The organism is Tautonia sp. JC769 (assembly GCF_040717455.1).
GTDB lineage: Bacteria > Planctomycetota > Planctomycetia > Isosphaerales > Isosphaeraceae > Tautonia.
The window spans coordinates 245,790-262,835 of sequence record NZ_JBFEFH010000003.1; the positions used below are offsets into that span (position 1 = coordinate 245,790).

Genomic DNA, 17,046 nt, shown 5'->3' on the forward strand with positions numbered 1-17,046 from the left:
CCGGGCCGGGACCCCTTCCCCCGGCCCTTTCGGGAAGGAGCCCGACCGGGTGCAAGGGTTTCGACCGACCTCTGATCCGCCGCTCTGCCCCTCGCGGAGCCGCTGGGACCGGCTCGATGGCCTGCCCATCCGCCCGTCCTCGCTGGCGCACCTCGTCCGCCCCCAGCACCCAACCCGAACACATCAGCACCCGTCCATCTCAAATCGGGCGATCGATCCCGGCGTTGCCCTCTGGGAAGCGACCTCCGGCCCAGGCGCCGGGCCGGCAGGTCGACCGGGCTGGTCGTGGTGGGCCGAGGCCGACGGCCGCGGCTCGGAGGCTCGCGACCGACTCTGGCGGTTCTGCGTCGCCTCGTCCCGGGCGGCGCACCGCCTGGCGGCCGAGGGGGGCGATCCCGACCCGGAGGCCGTGGCCCGCGCCGCGTTGCTGCACCCGCTGGCCCTCTGGGCCCTCGCGGCGGCGGCTCCCGATCAGCTCTCGGAATGGATGGCGACCGAGTCTGACGCGGACCGGGCTCGGCTCGAGGTCCGCTGGTTCGGCCGGCACGCCGCCGGCTTCGGCTTCCACCTCGCGACCCGATGGGGGTGCCCCCCCGAGCTGAGCGACGCCGTCCTGTTCGCCGGCCTGGGGTCCGAGGTCCCCGCCGAGGCGTCGCACGACCCGGTCCTCCTCCGTTGGGTCCGGCTCGGCCGATCCTGGGCGATGCGGACCCCCTGGGCACTCCCCGGCCCTCGACCCGAACCTGCTCCCACCGACCTCCAGCGGCGATGGCTCGTCGCGGCCGTCCAGGCGCAGTGTTCGGGAGGACTCTGCCCGCCCGAGGCCCCGATCCCCCCCCTCGACTCGCTCCGCGAGTCGTTCACGCAGCGCCTCCGGGCCGACCAGCTCGAGGCCGAGCTGGCCCAGCTCTCCGAACGCTTCCAGGCGGTGATGGCCGGCTGCGGGCAGCCCCCGCCCGAGCCGATGGCGGGCCCGACGCCCTCCACCCTCGACGCGATGGCCGAGTTCGCCGCCGGGGCCGCCCACGAGCTGAACAACCCGCTGGCGATCATCGCCGGGCGGGCCCAGTTGCTCCAGGCCCGGACCGACGATCCCGAACACCGGGCCGCGCTCCAGACGATCATCGCCCAGGCGAGGCGGGCCCACCAGATCCTCAGAGACCTGATCTACATCGCTCGGCCACCGGCCCCGAGGGCGATTCCCTGCGTCCCGGATCAGGTGCTTCGGGGCGTCGTCGAGGACCTCTCCGCCGAGGCGAGCCATCGGAAGGTCCTCCTGTCCTGCCGGACACCGGAACCCGGGCCGACGGTCTCGACCGATCCCGAGGCGCTCCGCCATGTGGCCGAGGCCTTGATCCGCAACGCCCTGGAGGCCACCCCCGAGGGCGGGCAGATCCTCGTGCAGTCGCTCGGCGATCGCCAGTCGGTCGTCTGGACCATCGAGGACCAGGGGATCGGGCTGGACGAGGAACGCTCGGCCCACCTGCTCGACCCGTTCTACTGCGGCCGACAGGCGGGGCGAGGGCTCGGGCTCGGCCTCCCTCGGGTCGCCCGCTTCCTCCAGCAGGTCGGCGGTTCGCTGTCCTGGGTCGAGACGGCCGACGGGGGGACCCTGATCCGGATGGCCTTACCGATCGGAACCGACCAACGGGCAGAACAGCCCTCGCACCGTCGTCAGAGGCTTCGGGACGCGAGCTGAGCCCGGCCGGCTCGACGACCGAGCCGGCTCAGGCGATTCGGGCCCCCAGGACCATCTGATCGGCGATCTCGTGGCAGTCGGAGCAGAGGAAGGTCACGTTCAACGGTTCCTCGTAGCTCCAGTGATGCCGCTGGAGCCGCTGACGCCTCCGGCACCAGCTACAGACCTTCGGCCGGGCGATCAGGCCCAGCTGCTCGGCCAACGCCGCCGCGTACCGCGCCGATCGCGTCCGGAGACGCCGCGGTTTCTCGGGGTGAAGGCAGACATCGAGATGACGGCGGAGCCGTTCGAACTTGGCGCGGTGCCGGTTCGGGCCTCGTTTCATCGTCGGAATCTCTCGAAGGGATCAGGGGGCCTGCCAGAACGGCAACTGCGGTTCCCACCACCTTCGGCGTCGCTCCGTCCAACGAACCTCCTGCGACCGACGCTCCGATCGAGTTGTCGCCTCTATTCTACGGCAAGGATCAGCCCCTGACCACCGATATTGTCAAATTGGGAGATTTGGCGAACCCGAAAAGACCTCGTCCGGGTCGGGCTCGTCCCGCCGGCCAGCCTCCCCCGCTCCACAAGGGGGAGGCTGGCCCGGCGATCAGGTGAGCGAGGGGGCGGCGAGGTAACGTTCCCGGGCGATGAGCGAAGCGCCCAGCACCCCGGCGTCGTCGCCGAGTTCGGCCTGCTCGATCTGGACGCGGCGGTCGGGGTCGGCCATGGCCTGGCCGCGGGCGGCGTTGCGGACGAGCTCGACGAAGGGGGCGCCGAGCGCCTCGGTGACGCCTCCGCCGATGATGACGATCTCGGGGCCGAGGACGTTGATCAGGCCGCCGAGGGCCAGGCCGATGAACCGGGCAGCCCGCTCGACCTCGTGGACGGCCACGGGGTCGCCCGATCGGTAGGCGTTCGAGAGTTCCTTGCTCTTGAGCCGGGAGTTCTTGTTGCGCACCACGTCGCGCAGGGGGGTCGAGGCCCCTTTGCGGATGGCCTTGTGGATGCGGCGGGTGATCGCGGTGCGGCTGGCGACGGCTTCGAGGCAGCCGCGACGGCCGCAGCCGCACTTGGGGCCGTTGGCCTTGACGATCAGGTGGCCGATCTCGCCGGCGTTGCCAGTGATGCCGGAGACGATCTCGCCGTCTCGGATCAGGCAGCCGCCGATCCCGGTGCCGACGAAGGCGGCCACGATGTCACGATAGCCTCGGCCGGCGCCGAGCTTGAATTCGCCGTAGCCGCCGACCCGGACGTCATTTTGGACCGCGACGGGGACGCCGAAGGCCTGCTGGAGCGTCTCCTTGAGCGGGAATTCCACGACGTTGAGGTTCGGGCTGGATCGGATGACGCCGGCCTCGACGTCGAGCGGGCCGGGAGAACCGATCCCGACGGCGGCGATGGCGGACGGGTCGAGGCCGGCCGCGGCCAGGGCGTTGCGGCCGACCTCGATCAGGGCGTCCTGCAAGGCGGCCCCGCCTTCCCGGGCGGGGGTGGACTCCTTGGCCCGGCCGAGGATCTGGTTCTCGGCGTCGACCACACCGGCCAGGATCTTGGTGCCCCCGAGGTCGATCCCCAGGACCAGCGGCCCTTCGGCGTGCGTTGTCATCGGTTTACGCTCCGTGGTTGCTCTTTGGTCCCGAATCGCGACATCGCGGTGTCGTTCTCGTGATGAAGTACCAGGGTCGGGCACCTCGGGAAAGTGGCAACCCCTGTTCCGATTGGCTTCGTCGCTTAATCATCGAGTTGAAGCCCGATCTGATGGGCCAGATCCTGCGCGAGCCGGACGCGATCGGCGGGGACGACGATCCCCCTCGCGGTGATCCGATCGAGGTGCTCGACGATCCTCCCGCGTGATCGCATGTCGAGATCCCGGGTCATCCAGCGGGCCAGGGACTCCAGCGCGTAATCGTTGCCGACGGGAGGGTCGAGGGCCATGACGATCCAGGAGAGGAAGTCGTATCGGTCGTCGGGATCGAGCCGGGCGACCGGCGGCGCCTCGCGTGCTCGATCGGGGTTCCGCCAGCGCATCAGGTCGTTCCAGCGCGTCTCGGAGGTCTTCCCGTCCCAGTGGAATTCGGTGAGGGCGAGGACGCATCGCCAGCGAAGTTCCGCCTCTTCGGACAGCCCGGCGGGCGCGGCCGCTTGCCGCGATTCCGGCTCGGGCTCGGGGACGAGGGGGGGCAGGTGTTCGTCTCGGATGGACGGAGACGACTCGCGTGGCCTTTGCCGGGTGAGCCACGCCTCGATGTACGACCGACTGCGCAGATCCTTTAGCGGAGCCATCGGGATCTGCCTGGCGAACGCCTCGCGGAGATCAAACTCCCGAGAGTCAAGCCGGGGTGCCGACCACCACGAGAGCGGCCGAAGGGTCCAGAGTTCGGCCGCGTATTCGGGGACGATCAGCGCGAGCCGAGGCCCGTCGCAGGCGTTCAGGAGGATTTCGAAGAACCGATCGGAGTACTCTCCCTTGTCGAGGACTCGCGTCCAGCGCCGGGCGACCTCGATCGCCCGGGACGGGCGATCGGCGAGGAGGTCGCGGCCGAGGTCGTCGACCAGGGTCGAGGCGTAGCGGTCGTGGCGCAGGAGGGCGGCCCGGAGCTGCCAGGGGGCCTCGGGATCGGCCGTGATCCGGGTGGTCTCGGCGACGATCAGCGAGGCAAGCCCTGAGTGCCGGAGGTGGCGATCGTCCGAGCGGTCCAGGCCGAGCCAGTCGAGGCACTGTCCCATCGCCTCGATCCAGAGTCCGGGATCGGGCAGATACTGGAGCAAGACCTCCGCGAGCGGCCGGGCGAGTTCGGCAAGCCCGGCCGACCCCGGCTCGAACGCATCGGACCAGCAGCGCCCGCAGCGTTCGAGGATGGGCCGACAGGGGGGGAATTCCTCCTCGGCGAGGCGATCGATCATCAGGTCGAGCACGGGCCCTCGGTCGGCCTCGGGAAGGCGGCGGAGGAGGGACTCCGAGGGGAGTTGGCGACCCCCGTCGAGCAACCGGAGCAACTCCCGGGCATCGTCGATCCGAGTGATCGAGGCCGGGGTGATCGAGGATCGGGAACGGGCGAGGTCGAGCCAGGCGGCGAGCGTGGTGGGATTGTGCTGGAGGCTCTGCGCGAGATCGAGCGGCGAACCGAGGCGTTGGAGGTACCGATCGGCCCGGAGGGGAGCGATCGCGTCGCGATCGGGCTCAGGAAGTCCGAGCACGAGCCGCTCGACCGCCCAGCGGAATGCCCCGGGGGGGGCGTCGTCGCGATCGGCAGCCTCCAGCACACTCTCGGCGAGCGCGGGATGGAGCCGAGACGGGACGCGGCCGCGGAGGGCTTCCCCCGCGTCTCGGAACGGATCGTCGGCCAGGAATCGGGCGATCCTGGCGGCGATCCACTCCCCCTGCCCCGCCTGGCGACGCTCGAGGGCCCAGGTTTCGAACTGAGCGAGGGGGTCGGGGGTGGCGGCGATCATCCGATCGGCGGTGACGGAGGCGACGGCGGCGGCCTGGTCGAGTCGCCTGGCCTCGTCGCCGATCAGGTCGAGGACGACGGGCAAGGTCTGGGGAAGCTGCATCGCCTGCCGGAGGACCTGGTCGAGGGCGTCCGGGTTCGCCCGGTCGAGAACGAGGCCGACGGCGTTCCGGGCGCGGAGCGGGAGGAGCACGCGGGGATCGAGGGTCGAACGGCGTTCCATCCAGTTGAGGGCAAACAGGCCGAAATCGGTCGGGACGGTGCGGATGAGCCCATCGAGGAATCGGGCCAGCAGGTCGGCCGGGGCGATTCGCTGGACGATGGCGTGGAGCCTCTGCTCGCGATGGATGGCAGGCTCTCGGGCCCAGAAGTAGGCGGAGACGGCCCCCCAGAGCGTCGCGTCGGCCGCCTGGGCGTCGGCCCAGGTCTCGGGGGCGAGGAGCAGGAGCCAGAAGGCGTCTCGGGCGGACGGGTCGCGGCTGGCCTCCCGAACGAGCGGGCGCCACCATTGGGGCCGTCGCGGCTCGATCAGATCACGCAACAGTCCGGCCTGAGCGGTCCAGGCGACCTGGCGGGCGAAGGCTTGCCATTGCTCCGCCGTCGCCGGGGCGGGACGGGGCGATTGGGCGACCTCGGCCAGGCCGATCAGGCCATCGAGCCAGGCGTCGGACCAGAGGACGGCGGGATCGTCGGGCCTCCGGGCGGACCGGGCTCGGGCCTCGGTGAGCGTCCAACGCTCATGGTCCTGGGGATCGCCGGAGAGGAACCAGGTGGCCAGGGCGCGAGCCCACCTCGGGAGGTCGGGCGCAGGCGACTCGATTCGCGCGGCGGTCAGATCGACGACAGGCCCGAGGCCGGAGAGCATGGCTCGCTGGGCGGGATTCGAGGAGGGGACCGTGCCCTGGATCCGGAACCCGGGGAGTTCCTCGGGCCGGTCGTGGTAGGTGGAGAAGGTCAGCTCGGCCCGGAGCGGCGCGGGGACGGCAAAGGTGAGGGCGGCGATCCGGGGCCCGAGGCGTTGCGGCTCGTCGATGAGGACCAGGGTGCGCGCGGTCCGGGCGGCCTCGGCCACCCGGGCGAGCAGGACGGCGAGGGCCTCGGGATCGAGGTCGAGCAAGGGTGCGACGAGGGGAGGGCTGGGAGGAGCGATCAGATCCCTCGGGCCGAGCGTGAGGTCGTCCGGCCGACGGCCTCGGCTCGGTTCGGGGTCGGAACGCCGCCAGCACGGCCGGTCGTGCAGGCCGGCCGGCCAGCAGGCGATCGCCTCCCATTCCGAGGGGTCGAGGCGGAGGCCGTGGGCGAAGTGGCCGCCGGGGCGTCCCCAGAGGCCGCGCTCGGTTTCATATTCGCGGGCGCGGGGTTCGAGCCAGGCCACCTCCGCGATGCTGCCGACGCGTCGATAGCGCAGGGTGCCGGGGGCAAGCTGCTTGCCGTTGGACGCCGCGAGGAACGGGCGGAGCGAGAGGTGCCGGACGTCTCCCGAGGGAGGGTAGCCGGAATCGAGCCGCTTGATCTGGAAGCCGTTGCTCGCACCGAGCCCGTAACCGATCGGGCATTGCGTGTAGTAGATCTGCTCCATCCGGTCACGGCCCCATCGGCTCGCCATCGAAGGTGAGGACGCATTCCATCATACCCGATGGGCGCGTCGGCAAGACGAGCCTGCGGGTTCGGGGAGGGGTTCGGGCCGATTCCCGAACGACGAGGGGCGATCGATCACTCGTACCGCGATTTCCCCCGGCCCGAGGGGGTCCGGGCGGCCGACGCGGCGAGGGCGTCCGGAGTCCTGATCACCTGGGGGATCAACTCATCAACGGTGACGTCCCAGTTCATCTGGCCGATGGCCACGACGGCCTTGTTCTTCCGGGCCTCGATCCGGACCACCCGGCCGGGGCGGTCGTAGCCGAGCCGGGGGACGACGACGCGGTCGCCGGGCTGGAGCCGGGCGCGGGCCTCGGCCAGCCGGGCGTCCTGCTCGGCCTGGGATTGGAGGTCGGCGAGTTTCTGGGAGAGGGCGGCGCGGGTGCGTTCGGCCTCGGCCTGCTGGGCCATCGCCTCCTGCCGGGCCTGCTCGGCCTCGAACCGGAGGCGCTGGACGACCTCCCATTCGGGGGAGCCTTGCCCTTCGTCCTTGGACCGCTCGATGTATCGGGCGGCGCGGTCGACGAGATGGGCGGGCATGGCCAGTCGCCGGGCGATCTGCAGGGCGTTGGAGGCCCCGATGTCGCCGATGTGGACGCGGTAGCGAGGGCGAAGCGTCTCGATGTCGAACTCGACGGCGGCGTTCTCGGCGTGGGGGTTGGAGAAGGCGTAAGTCTTCAGGTCGCCGATGTGGGTGGTGACGATCGCCCGGCAGCCGATCTGGTCGATCTCGTCGAGGATCGCCCGGCCGAGGGCGGCCCCCTCGGCGGGGTCGGTGCCGGCGCCGAGCTCGTCCATCAGGATGAGGGAACGCTCGGTGGCCCGTGAGAAGATCTCGGTGATGCGACGGACGTGCGAGGAGAAGGTGGAGAGGGATTGCTCCAGGCTCTGCTCGTCGCCGATGTCGGCGAGGACGTCGTCGAGCAGGGAAAGCTGCGACCCCTGGTTGGCCGGGATGTGCAGGCCGCACTGGGCCATGATCGCCAGCAGGCCGACGGTCTTGATCGCCACCGTCTTGCCGCCGGTGTTCGGCCCGGTGATCACGAGGATGTTGAACTGGAAGCCGAGATGGACGTCGATGGGGACGACCGACCGGGTGGGGATGTCCGGGCGCGATCGCGCGGCTTCGGACGAGGAGGAGGAATCGCCGGCCTGGCCTGCCTGTAAAGACTCGCCGCGTTCGCGACGTCGTTGTTCGAGGGGACGACCGGACAATCCCCCTCTGAGCCGGGCGGCCTCGTCCAGCTCCTCGGGGGCTTCGCCCGCGTCGCGAGGCGAATCGGGTTCGACGTCCGAGACGTCGGGCACAAGGCCCTGGCCGACGGGAGGCTGGAAGAGCGATCGGTCGAACGCCTGGTTCGGATCGACCCAGGGGGCCAGGCGGGAGCCGACGGGGAGCTCGTGGAAGCCGCGGAACGATCCGGGAAGCTCGGGGGGCGAGGGCCGGGAGCCGACCGGCATCTGATGGAACCCGACCGAGAAGCCGGGATCGGGCGAGGGCGAGGACGAGGGCGCGTCGGCGAGGTCGGCGGCGCCCGATTCGGGCCCGCCGGGGGGGGATTCGGTCGAATCGTCGTGATCGGCGGTTCGACCGGCCTCGGCCTCGGCCCGGAGGCGTCGGGCCTCCTCGCGGAAGAGGTGCTCGAGGATCGGGTGGCGAGCCCCTCGGAGGAGGATGCGCCCCTCGGTGTTCAGGTCGGGGGGGGTCATCCGGTAGTCGAGGCTGTAGCGCCCTCGGCAGAGGACGAGGTCGAGCGTGGCCATGACCTCGAAGGAGGCCGCGAGCGGGTCGGCGACCTGGCCGACCTGGGCGCTGAGCCATCGGAGGATCCGGCGGACCTCCTTCGACTCCTTGGCCCGCAGGTAGGAGAGCTGGGCCGATTGATCGGCCACGGCCTGGGGCTCGATGTAGACCGTCTCGTTGCTGGCGCTGGTCCGGTGGACCGAGCCCTTCAGTTCCCCCCGGAAGTCGCGGGCGACCGGCAGGACGTAGTGCTGGCCGACGACGGTGAAATTCGGGTAGCGGAGGATGCGGCGGATCTCGGGCGATCGGAGCATCCGGCGGAGGGTCTCCTGGATGCGTTCCTCGACGCCGCCGATCTCCCGACGAATCTCGGAGAGGCGACGACTGGCGGTGTCGAGCACGCGGCCTCGGGGGTCGAGGCAGCCGTCGATGGCGTTGGCGAGGCCGGAGAACTCGCCGATGTCGTGCTTCAGGGCGCCGAGCCTCGGGAACGAATCGCCGACGCGGACGAGGTAGCGGTCGACCTCGGCGATGATCCGGAGCGAGGAGGCGATCTCGGCCAGTTCCTCGGCGGCCAGGGTGGCGCCGATCGCCGATCGCCGGACGGCGCCCCGGACGTCGAGCAAGCCGGCGAGCGGGGGGGTGAGCCCGGCGGCGAGGGCGTCGGTCATCTCGGTCGTCAGGGCCTGCTGCTGCCGGACCTCTCCCAGATCGAGGCTGGGTTGCAGGGCGAGGGCGGCGGCCCGCCCGAGGGGAGAGGCCGCGTAGGAGGCGACCAGATTCCGGACGCGGTCGAACTCGAGAAGCTCCAGCGTATGCGTATCCATGATCCCTCGACGACACAGCCCGATCGGAGCGGGTTCGGCTCGATCCGGGTCACCTCATCGGAATGCGGCGAGACCTCGACCGGTCGATTGTCGCACGAATCGGCGACAGGCTGCCAGACGAGTCGAGGGGATCATCGGGGCGCGGCCCGGACATCGGGCGGCTGGGTCTCGTCGAGCCGGGCCTGGGCGAGTTCCTCCCATCGGTCGATCTCGAAGCCGTGATCCTGCCCGGTGATGAGTTTCAAGGTCTGGTAGCTGGCGGCCCGGATGGCGGGGTCGGGGTTCCGCATGCCCTCGACGAGGGTGAGGCCGATGCGTGGGTCGGCCGGGGAAAGGTCTCCGAGGGCCTCGATGGCGGCGACCCGGCAGTCTCGGCTGACGTCGGTGGTCATGACGCGGGCCAGGAGCGTCGCGTCCTCGATCGTGCCGGTCTTGCCGAGCGCGCGGCAGGCCTCGGTGCGGACGATCGGATCTTCGGCCAGTGCGGTCTTGCGGAGCACGGTCAACGCTTCGGGACGATCGAGCGCGCCGAGCGTCCGGCAGATGGCCGCCTGAGTGGCGACCGATTCCTGGCCACCGTCGAGGGCGGCGACGAGTTCGCGGACCGCTTCGGCCTTCTGGCCCTCGTCGCTGTAGCAACCGGGGTCGGCGAGCCGGGTGAAGGCGGCGTAGCGGACGTTCGGATTGTCGCTCTCGCGGACATGCCGGAGGAAGCTGGAGGCCGTCGTGCCCAGGAACCCGACGCCACCGCATCCGGCGATCACCGCGACGAGGCAAAGCGCCGTCGGCGTCAAGACCCATCGGCGAGGCGGAATCGTCGGAACGCTCTGACCTTCCATGGACGGGGCTCCCACCGCGATTGCGGAGGATCGAGTCGGGAGGAGACCGGGGGCCGTCGATCGGGGGCGGATTCCGAGGGTGTGCGAGCCGGTCGGACGTGACCAATGGCCCGGGATCATGATCGGGGATCGGTTCGGGGTCAAGGCCAGCTCGGGTCACTCTTGCCGGCGTGGCTGGTGGTCCGAGGCGGAAGGGCTCGGTATGCTCAGCCGCTCAGGCCGGGCTCTCCCACGGCCGGTACGCTCGAAGCTCGGAACTTGACCCTTGATCCAAGTCGACTTGCCGGAGAGGCGTCATCATGATGGACCCGATCGATCGCCGGAGCCTGCTCTCAGCCGGAGTGGCCGGGATGTGTGCCGCGACCCTGGGATTGGGGGCTGCCCCCAGACGGGACGTCGGAAACGGGAAGCCGGTCGTCGTGGCCAGCGCGAACGGCTTGCGGACGGTCTCGAAGGCGATGGAGTTGATCCTCGCCGGCGCCGACCCGCTCGACGCCGCCGTCGAAGGGGTGGCGATCGTGGAGGCCGACCCGAGTGATCAGAGCGTCGGCTACGGCGGCATGCCCAACGAGGACGGCGTGGTCGAGCTCGACGCCGCCGTGATGCACGGCCCGACGGCCAACGGGGGGGCCGTCGCCTCGCTCCGGAACATCATGCACCCGGCCGCCGTGGCCCGCCTGGTCATGCAGCGCACCGATCACTGCCTGCTGGTGGGCGAGGGAGCCCTGCGCTTCGCCCGGATGCACGGCTTCCCCGAAGTCGACCTGCTGACCGAGGAGTCTCGCAAGATCTGGCTGCACTGGAAGGAGACGCTCAGCGACCGGGATGACCGCTTCCCGCCGCCCGACGACCAGCTCGATCCGGCGGTCCGAGGGTTCTACGGGATCCGAGGTACGGGCACGATCCACTGCTCCGCCCTGGACACGCACGGCAACCTCGGCTGCGTGACCACGACGTCGGGCCTGTACTTCAAGATCCCGGGTCGCGTGGGCGATTCGCCGATCCTGGGGGCGGGTCTCTATCTGGATAACGAGTTCGGATCGGCCGGATCCACCGGCCGAGGCGAGGCGAATCTGCTCAACTGCTCAAGCCTCCGGATCGTCGAGGCCCTGCGTGCCGGCAAGGCTCCGCAAGACGCGGCGCTCGAGGCGTGCAAGCAGATCGCCCGGACGAACCTGAACCCGATGCTCCGGGACGACCAGGGGCGTCCCAATTTCGACGTCACGTTCTACTGCGTCCGAAAGGACGGGAGCTTCGGCGGCGCGTCGCTCTGGTCTGGTGCCCGCATGGCGGTCCACGACGGGGACGCCGCGCGACTCGTCGATTGTGCCGCGCTCTACGAACGGGGCAAGGACGACTGATCGGCCCGCATCGTCGATCAGGGGATCGAACGCGTCATCGCCTTCGAAGAGCCCGGTCGAGGACGCCGCGGCGATGCGACCGTCGGGAGGTCCCGGGCTCGGCTCGTCTCGATGGAGACCGATCCGCATGGATCAGCGGAGTCGCACACTTCCCTGATCCATGCGAGATGACGGCGGAAGTCGACTCAGGCGGGGGTCGAGGCGGCGAGGTGCTTCTTCCCCGCGGCCGTCGTCAGGAAGGGGATCGCGCCGGTTTCCTTGTCCTTCGCCCCTTTCTTGACGAGCTTCAGCTCGCGGAGCTTGTCGATCGACCGCAGTTCGGTCTTCTGAGCGGGGACGTAACCGGCGTCGCCGACCGAATCGATCTGGCGGAGGATCTTCTCCTGGGCGTCGGTCAGCTTCAGGGGCTTCTTGGTCGCGGGCTTGGAGGCGGGCTTCGACTTCGCCGGGGTCGCTTTCGTCGAGGTCGCCGAAGGGGCCGCGGCGGTTGCCTTGGTGGAGGTCTTCGACGCCTTGGGGGCGGCAGCCTTGCGGGCCGTCGCCGGTCGAGCCGCGGCGGCCTTCGCCTTGGCCGGGGCCGCCGAGGTCTTCTTCTTGGTCGCGGTCTTTTTCGCCGCCATCGTCTCTCACCCTCAGTGGAAAGGAACCGACTGGCCGGAACCGGTCCACCGGCCTTCGCTGTGAGTTTCTTAGCGAAATATAACACGCCTGTGAAGACGGCGAAGCCGCCGAGATACCGCTTTTCCCAGGAGTTCCGGCCGTTCGTCGGCGATTTCCAGGGATCTATTTCAAGTTCAATTTTATAGCAATATTCTTTTTTTGAGGATCCTGTGACATGAGTAAATCCTGCACTAAATCCAGAAACCCTTTGTTTTTGCTCGGGATCGCGGGCTCCGCAGGCGTGAGGGTGTTTCCCGGTCGATCGCTCGAAGGGGTTCTCGACGCGCGCCAGGCCGCGGCCACGACCCCTGCAAAAAATTTTGGAATCGCACCTCGGATTTTCCTCGACCAGCCGCGTGAGAGGACCGGGTCGGGACGCGGATCAAGAGGTAAACGTCTCGGCGACTTCTCACCCAGGGAGGGTCAGGGGAGGCCCGACCCATGCGGCCGCGATCGAGCCCGGCCGGGGCGCGCGGGGTGGACTGATTCGGCGGCGACGCGAGCGCGTGTGCCCGGGAGGACGAGCGAGGAGGGTCTCGAAAGACGATCCGGGAAACCCCATTCGCCCGGAGGACGTTGCAGACGAGCGGGTCGGCGACGGCATGAATTCGCGAGAACCGCGTTGAGAAGGGCCGTCGTCATCCCCATCGCGTCGGAAGTCCGTCGGCCCATCACACCCCGATGTCCGTCTGTGTCGCGGGATCGGTCCGGCGTGAGGGCCTGGGAGGGTCTTCAATCGTCTCGACCACGGTGGATCGTCAGACCGCAGTTCGGGCAGCGGATGTCGTGCGCGTTCGCGACTGAGGTTGAAGGCCGGTCCCGGGTGGTCACGGGGTGTCCACAACGGGGGCATCGGGCCTCGCGGAACCGCTCTCGCAAGAAGAGGGCGACCTCGTCGAGCGCGATCAACCCGCCGACCAGGACGATCAGGAAGGCGAGGAGGTCGAGCGGGAGCCCTCGGCCGGTCGAGACACTGAGCACGAGGTCCCAGACGGCCATCGCGGCGAGCGCGAGCAGGGCCACCCGACCGATCAGGGCAGAGAGCCAGAGCAACCCCGACACCAGCCGATCACGCCCGGTCTCACGGGTCAGCATGATCTGGGCGACCAGGGCCATGGCGACCGGGATGATGATGCCTTCGAGGAACAGGAACTGGACGATCCCGTAGTCTGCGATCGCGTTCGATCGGACGGCGGGGACGATGCAGGCCAGGGCCGCCGCCGCGAAGACCGGAATGGTGAGCAGTTGTGCGAGTGTCAAACGAGGCTGGGCCTGCGGCTTCATCAATCGTAACCCGACACTTCGGGATCGCACTCGGGAGACGGTTCGAAGCAGTCACCCCGGCCCGGCAGTTGGCCCGAGGGCAACGCGGCCACGGATGACTTGCCCGGTCCTGCGGCGTGCGGGGGCGCGTGTCGAGATCCACCTTGGCATTAGAAGGAACAGAGGGAGCGGACATACGCGAGGCTGCCGTCGTTGGCCCAACCGTCGAGCTGGGCCGGGTCCTTGAGCTGCTGCCCCCGGGGGCGGTCGACGGCCAGGAACGCGCTGGAAAGATCGGGAAGGGCGGTCAGGTCTCCCCAGAGCTTCTCGAACTGGACCACCGGGAAGACATCCTCCTGGGCGTGCCCCCAGCGCCGCTTGACGTCCTTGATGGTCACATACGTGGGGACGCGAGCGGCCATGGTCCGGATGGCGGAGGCGACACGCTCCGGGTCCCCGCTCAGGTCGCCTCGGGTCAGGCCAAACGCGGCGAGCAGGCGGTCGATGTGGACCCAGGTGGTCATCGAATTGTAGTAGCGGAGCAAGAATTCGACCTCCTCGCGAGGCTGGGCCAGGCCCTCCAGCAGGCGAAGCCGGCCGTTCACCCGGGCCAGGCCGCCGCCGCGGTCGTCGAGTCGTCGGGCGATGACCTCGAAGGCCAGGGTCGCCCCCGACTCGCGGACCCTGGCGAAGATCCTCGGATCGAGATCGGCGCCCAGGGTGTCAATGTTATGCACGAGCAACCACTGGAGCCGAGGGAACTGGCCGAGCAGCCGGGCCAGCGTCCCGTTGCGCAGGAGGTTGGGGACCTCGTAGAAGTGGCCGGGAGGATTGAAGCGCTGGAGGGGAACGTTATCGACATAATCCGACCCCTCTCCCCGGGCCTGGGCCCAGCCGAGGATCGCCCGGCGGCCGGCCTCGCGGACTTTCTGCTTGTTCTCATCCAGGGTCTCGTGCGCCTGTTCTTCCCAGAGGAACGTGAGGTCGCGCGTCATCGGGATCAACCGCTGGCCGATCGACTGCCCGCGCGAGAGGACGACCGGCCCGTCGTGCCCGTAGTTGCCGGTCAGCCCCAGATGGTGCTCGATGGCGGAGTGGGTCAGGTAGCTGGTCGTCACCACATGAGGGATGGTGACCCCGAAACGTTGCATGGCGCGCCGGGTCTTCGCGAGATGGATCTCCAGGAAGCTGCGGTGCCTGCCGTCGAGCATGACGAACGGATTGACGGCCTTGACCACGCCGGCGCCGGTCGTCCATCGGCTCCCCACGCCGGCGGCGAGGCTAACGACGGCGATCTCGCCGAGACTCTCCCCAAGGGACGGGCTCGGGGGGTCGTCGAACACGCCTCGGGCGTCGATCAGGTCGTCGTCGTGGACGTCTCGGATGTCGGTGTCGACCGGCAAGCGATTGCGAGCGAGGCCGATCCGGCCGCGCTGGAGATCCTCGCGAAGCTGCTCGTGCTGGACGGGGTCGAATCCGTTCTCGCGGCGAATGCGGTCGGCCTCGGCATTCCAGTCGGCCGAGGTCGGGTCGAGCGCGGATCTCGGGACCGGAAAGAGGGTGTTGATCGTGGTCCGGAAGAGGCGGAGCAGCTCATTCGTGTCGGCGCTGCGCGAGGCGAACTGGTCGATGTCGACCCGGCGCTGGGGATGGACCTCGGTATGCCCCTGGGTGATCATCCGGGGGATTTGCAGCGAATAATAACGGGGGGGCATGAGAGCCCGGTCGGCGTCGAAGAGCTCGGCGACCGTTCCCAGCGGGTTGATGGCGAAGTCGTAGACGACCGGCTCCATCGCGAACGGCAGGGCATCGTCGAGACGCTCCTTGACCCGTTTCAGGATGGCGAGGGCCTCGGCCCGGAAGGCGTCGCGGCGATGCGGGGCGACGAAGAAGGCCATGCCGCCCCCGGACATGCCTCCGAGCATCAGGAAACCCCAGAAGTCGCCTCCGAGGTAGGCCTTCGCCTCGGCGATGATCGACTCGGTGAAGCGATTCGTCACCCAGGGGATGATCCGTTTCAAGGGGCCGTCCCAGTTCTGGGTCGTGAGCTGCCCGAGCGTCCTCACATCGGCCGACCGGACGGCGGCCACGATGCCTTCGAAGATGCGGAGGGCCTCCTGCCGGGCCTCCCATTCCTCCTGCCCGCGCAGGAGGTACTTCTCGGTGACCATGTTGAGGATCGGCCCGACGTTCTGGGCCATCCCCCCGTGGACGAGCACGAGGCTGTTCGCCAGCGCCTCATGGAACGACGAGCCCGCTCCCTCCTGGTCGAGCAAGGTATGTTTCGGAAGGAGGCGTCCCCGGCTGATGCCGAACTCGGGGTCGTCCTCGCCCGCCGGGACACCCTCGATGAGCTTGATCCCCGGGAAGATGCCCCCGGAATCCTGCCAGCCCCCGCCGGAGCCGCCGAGCCACTCGCCGAGGATGGCCCGAGCGACGACCACCGGGGCTTCTTCCGGGTCCAGGGGCCCGCAGAGCGATCGTGTCTGGCAGGTCGCGCGCATCAGCAAGGAGATCAAGGAGGCGAGCAGGTTCGTCGAGACCGCGAGGCGGGACCCCTTGGGGATGTCGTTGACCTTGCTCACCACCTCAAGGCCGTGCCCCGGGCGGATGACCCGGTCGAGGACCTGTTGCAAGGTCGTCGAGGACCCTTCGAGCGACGGGGGGACCAGGCCCGAGGCGATGACCCCCGCCTTGACCAGGCCGAGGTAGTCGTTGCCGAAGTTGAACAGCTCTTCAAGCGAGGCGACGTCCTTCGAGTCGTTCAGGTCGAGGCTCGAGAGCCTGAGGATCGGCTCGTCGATGACCCGGCAGTACGTCTCGATGGGGGGTCTCGGCCGGGCATCGCGGCCGAAGACGCCGAGGTCGACCGAGATGTTGAGGACCCGTGCCCCCTCGGGGAAGTCCATGCCCAGGAAGAAGATGTCGGACCAACCGCTGTGCGACAGGTCGAGCCGGACCGGGGTACGCTCGACCAGGATCGGAGCAAGCTGCCCCTCCCCTGATCGGTCGAGCAGCCGCGAATGCAGGCGCAAGGGATGCTCGTCGGCCGATCCGACCCGGAACATCCAGCGGTTGCCCCGGCAGCTTCGCACGGATCGTCGCACCTGGTCTGCGAGCGTTTGCAGGGCGATCTCCTCGTAGGCCCTGGCCAGGGCACTGGCGATCGTCCCGTTCGGCCCGTCGCGACGGACGGCGGCGCGGAAGGACGAGATCGCCTGCTCGAAGCGGCGTCGCATCAGGTCGTCGACGCCTTCGACCGGGATCCAGCCGGTCGAGGGGAGGTCTGGGGCCTCCTGCAGGACGTAGCGGTAAAGGGTATGCAGGAAGAGGGACGCCCGCACGCGCTCGTAGAGGTTGGTCGATCGCCTTCGGAAACGCTCCAGTTCCTCGCAGTGGGCGAGGATCTCGGCGGTCGAGTCCCCGGCGATCAGGGACCGGAGGGAACGATCGCGAAGCTCCGGGTCGGTCGAGGTGATCGTCTCGATCAGGGATTTCGCGTCAGCCATGTGAGGGAGTCCGGTCCACCGGTCGAAAGGGAGAGTCGGAAGCGAGTCGGGCACGCGGGACGACCGTGGCGG

Annotated in this window: 10 protein-coding genes; 2 read left to right on the top strand and 8 right to left on the bottom strand. The window is 69.4% G+C overall.

What is annotated here, in order from left to right; translation table 11 throughout:
* The first annotated feature begins 49 nt into the window (after nucleotides 1-49).
* Nucleotides 50-1,699: an ATP-binding protein gene (locus AB1L88_RS05020; RefSeq protein WP_367095532.1), complete on the top strand. Its 1,650-nt coding sequence runs from the start codon at nucleotides 50-52 to the stop codon at nucleotides 1,697-1,699.
* 28 nt (nucleotides 1,700-1,727) lie between these two features.
* Here the strand turns inward: AB1L88_RS05020 and AB1L88_RS05025 are convergent, their stop codons facing one another.
* The 5 genes from AB1L88_RS05025 to AB1L88_RS05045 form a co-directional block, all read right to left on the bottom strand.
* Nucleotides 1,728-2,024 carry a hypothetical protein gene (locus tag AB1L88_RS05025; RefSeq protein ID WP_367095533.1) on the bottom strand — a complete coding sequence of 99 codons (297 nt, stop codon included), beginning with the start codon at nucleotides 2,022-2,024 and terminating at the stop codon, nucleotides 1,728-1,730.
* 264 nt (nucleotides 2,025-2,288) lie between these two features.
* A complete protein-coding gene (locus tag AB1L88_RS05030) occupies nucleotides 2,289-3,287 on the bottom strand; it encodes an ROK family protein (protein ID WP_367095534.1) in 999 nt (332 codons plus the stop codon).
* 125 nt (nucleotides 3,288-3,412) lie between these two features.
* Nucleotides 3,413-6,712: a hypothetical protein gene (locus AB1L88_RS05035; protein WP_367095535.1), complete on the bottom strand. Its 3,300-nt coding sequence runs from the start codon at nucleotides 6,710-6,712 to the stop codon at nucleotides 3,413-3,415.
* Between the two features lie 134 nt (nucleotides 6,713-6,846).
* Complete coding sequence (locus AB1L88_RS05040) at nucleotides 6,847-9,342, bottom strand: DNA strand exchange inhibitor protein (protein ID WP_367095536.1); 2,496 nt, start codon at nucleotides 9,340-9,342, stop codon at nucleotides 6,847-6,849.
* Nucleotides 9,343-9,473: 131 nt separating this feature from the next.
* The gene (locus tag AB1L88_RS05045; protein ID WP_367095537.1) at nucleotides 9,474-10,181 is read right to left on the bottom strand and encodes a HEAT repeat domain-containing protein; all 708 of its coding nucleotides are present in this window, start codon (nucleotides 10,179-10,181) and stop codon (nucleotides 9,474-9,476) included.
* 299 nt (nucleotides 10,182-10,480) lie between these two features.
* Here AB1L88_RS05045 and AB1L88_RS05050 point away from each other — a divergent pair, with 299 nt between their 5' ends.
* Nucleotides 10,481-11,542, top strand: a complete 1,062-nt coding sequence (locus tag AB1L88_RS05050) for a N(4)-(beta-N-acetylglucosaminyl)-L-asparaginase (protein WP_367095538.1) — start codon at nucleotides 10,481-10,483, stop codon at nucleotides 11,540-11,542.
* Nucleotides 11,543-11,727: 185 nt separating this feature from the next.
* Here the strand turns inward: AB1L88_RS05050 and AB1L88_RS05055 are convergent, their stop codons facing one another.
* The 3 genes from AB1L88_RS05055 to AB1L88_RS05065 form a co-directional block, all read right to left on the bottom strand.
* On the bottom strand, nucleotides 11,728-12,162 hold the full coding sequence (locus AB1L88_RS05055; RefSeq protein WP_367095539.1) for a hypothetical protein: 435 nt from the start codon (nucleotides 12,160-12,162) through the stop codon (nucleotides 11,728-11,730).
* Nucleotides 12,163-12,934: 772 nt separating this feature from the next.
* Complete coding sequence (locus tag AB1L88_RS05060) at nucleotides 12,935-13,486, bottom strand: hypothetical protein (protein WP_367095540.1); 552 nt, start codon at nucleotides 13,484-13,486, stop codon at nucleotides 12,935-12,937.
* A gap of 149 nt (nucleotides 13,487-13,635) precedes the next feature.
* The gene (locus AB1L88_RS05065) at nucleotides 13,636-16,974 is read right to left on the bottom strand and encodes a UTP--glucose-1-phosphate uridylyltransferase (protein WP_367095541.1); all 3,339 of its coding nucleotides are present in this window, start codon (nucleotides 16,972-16,974) and stop codon (nucleotides 13,636-13,638) included.
* Between the last annotated feature and the right edge of the window lie 72 nt (nucleotides 16,975-17,046).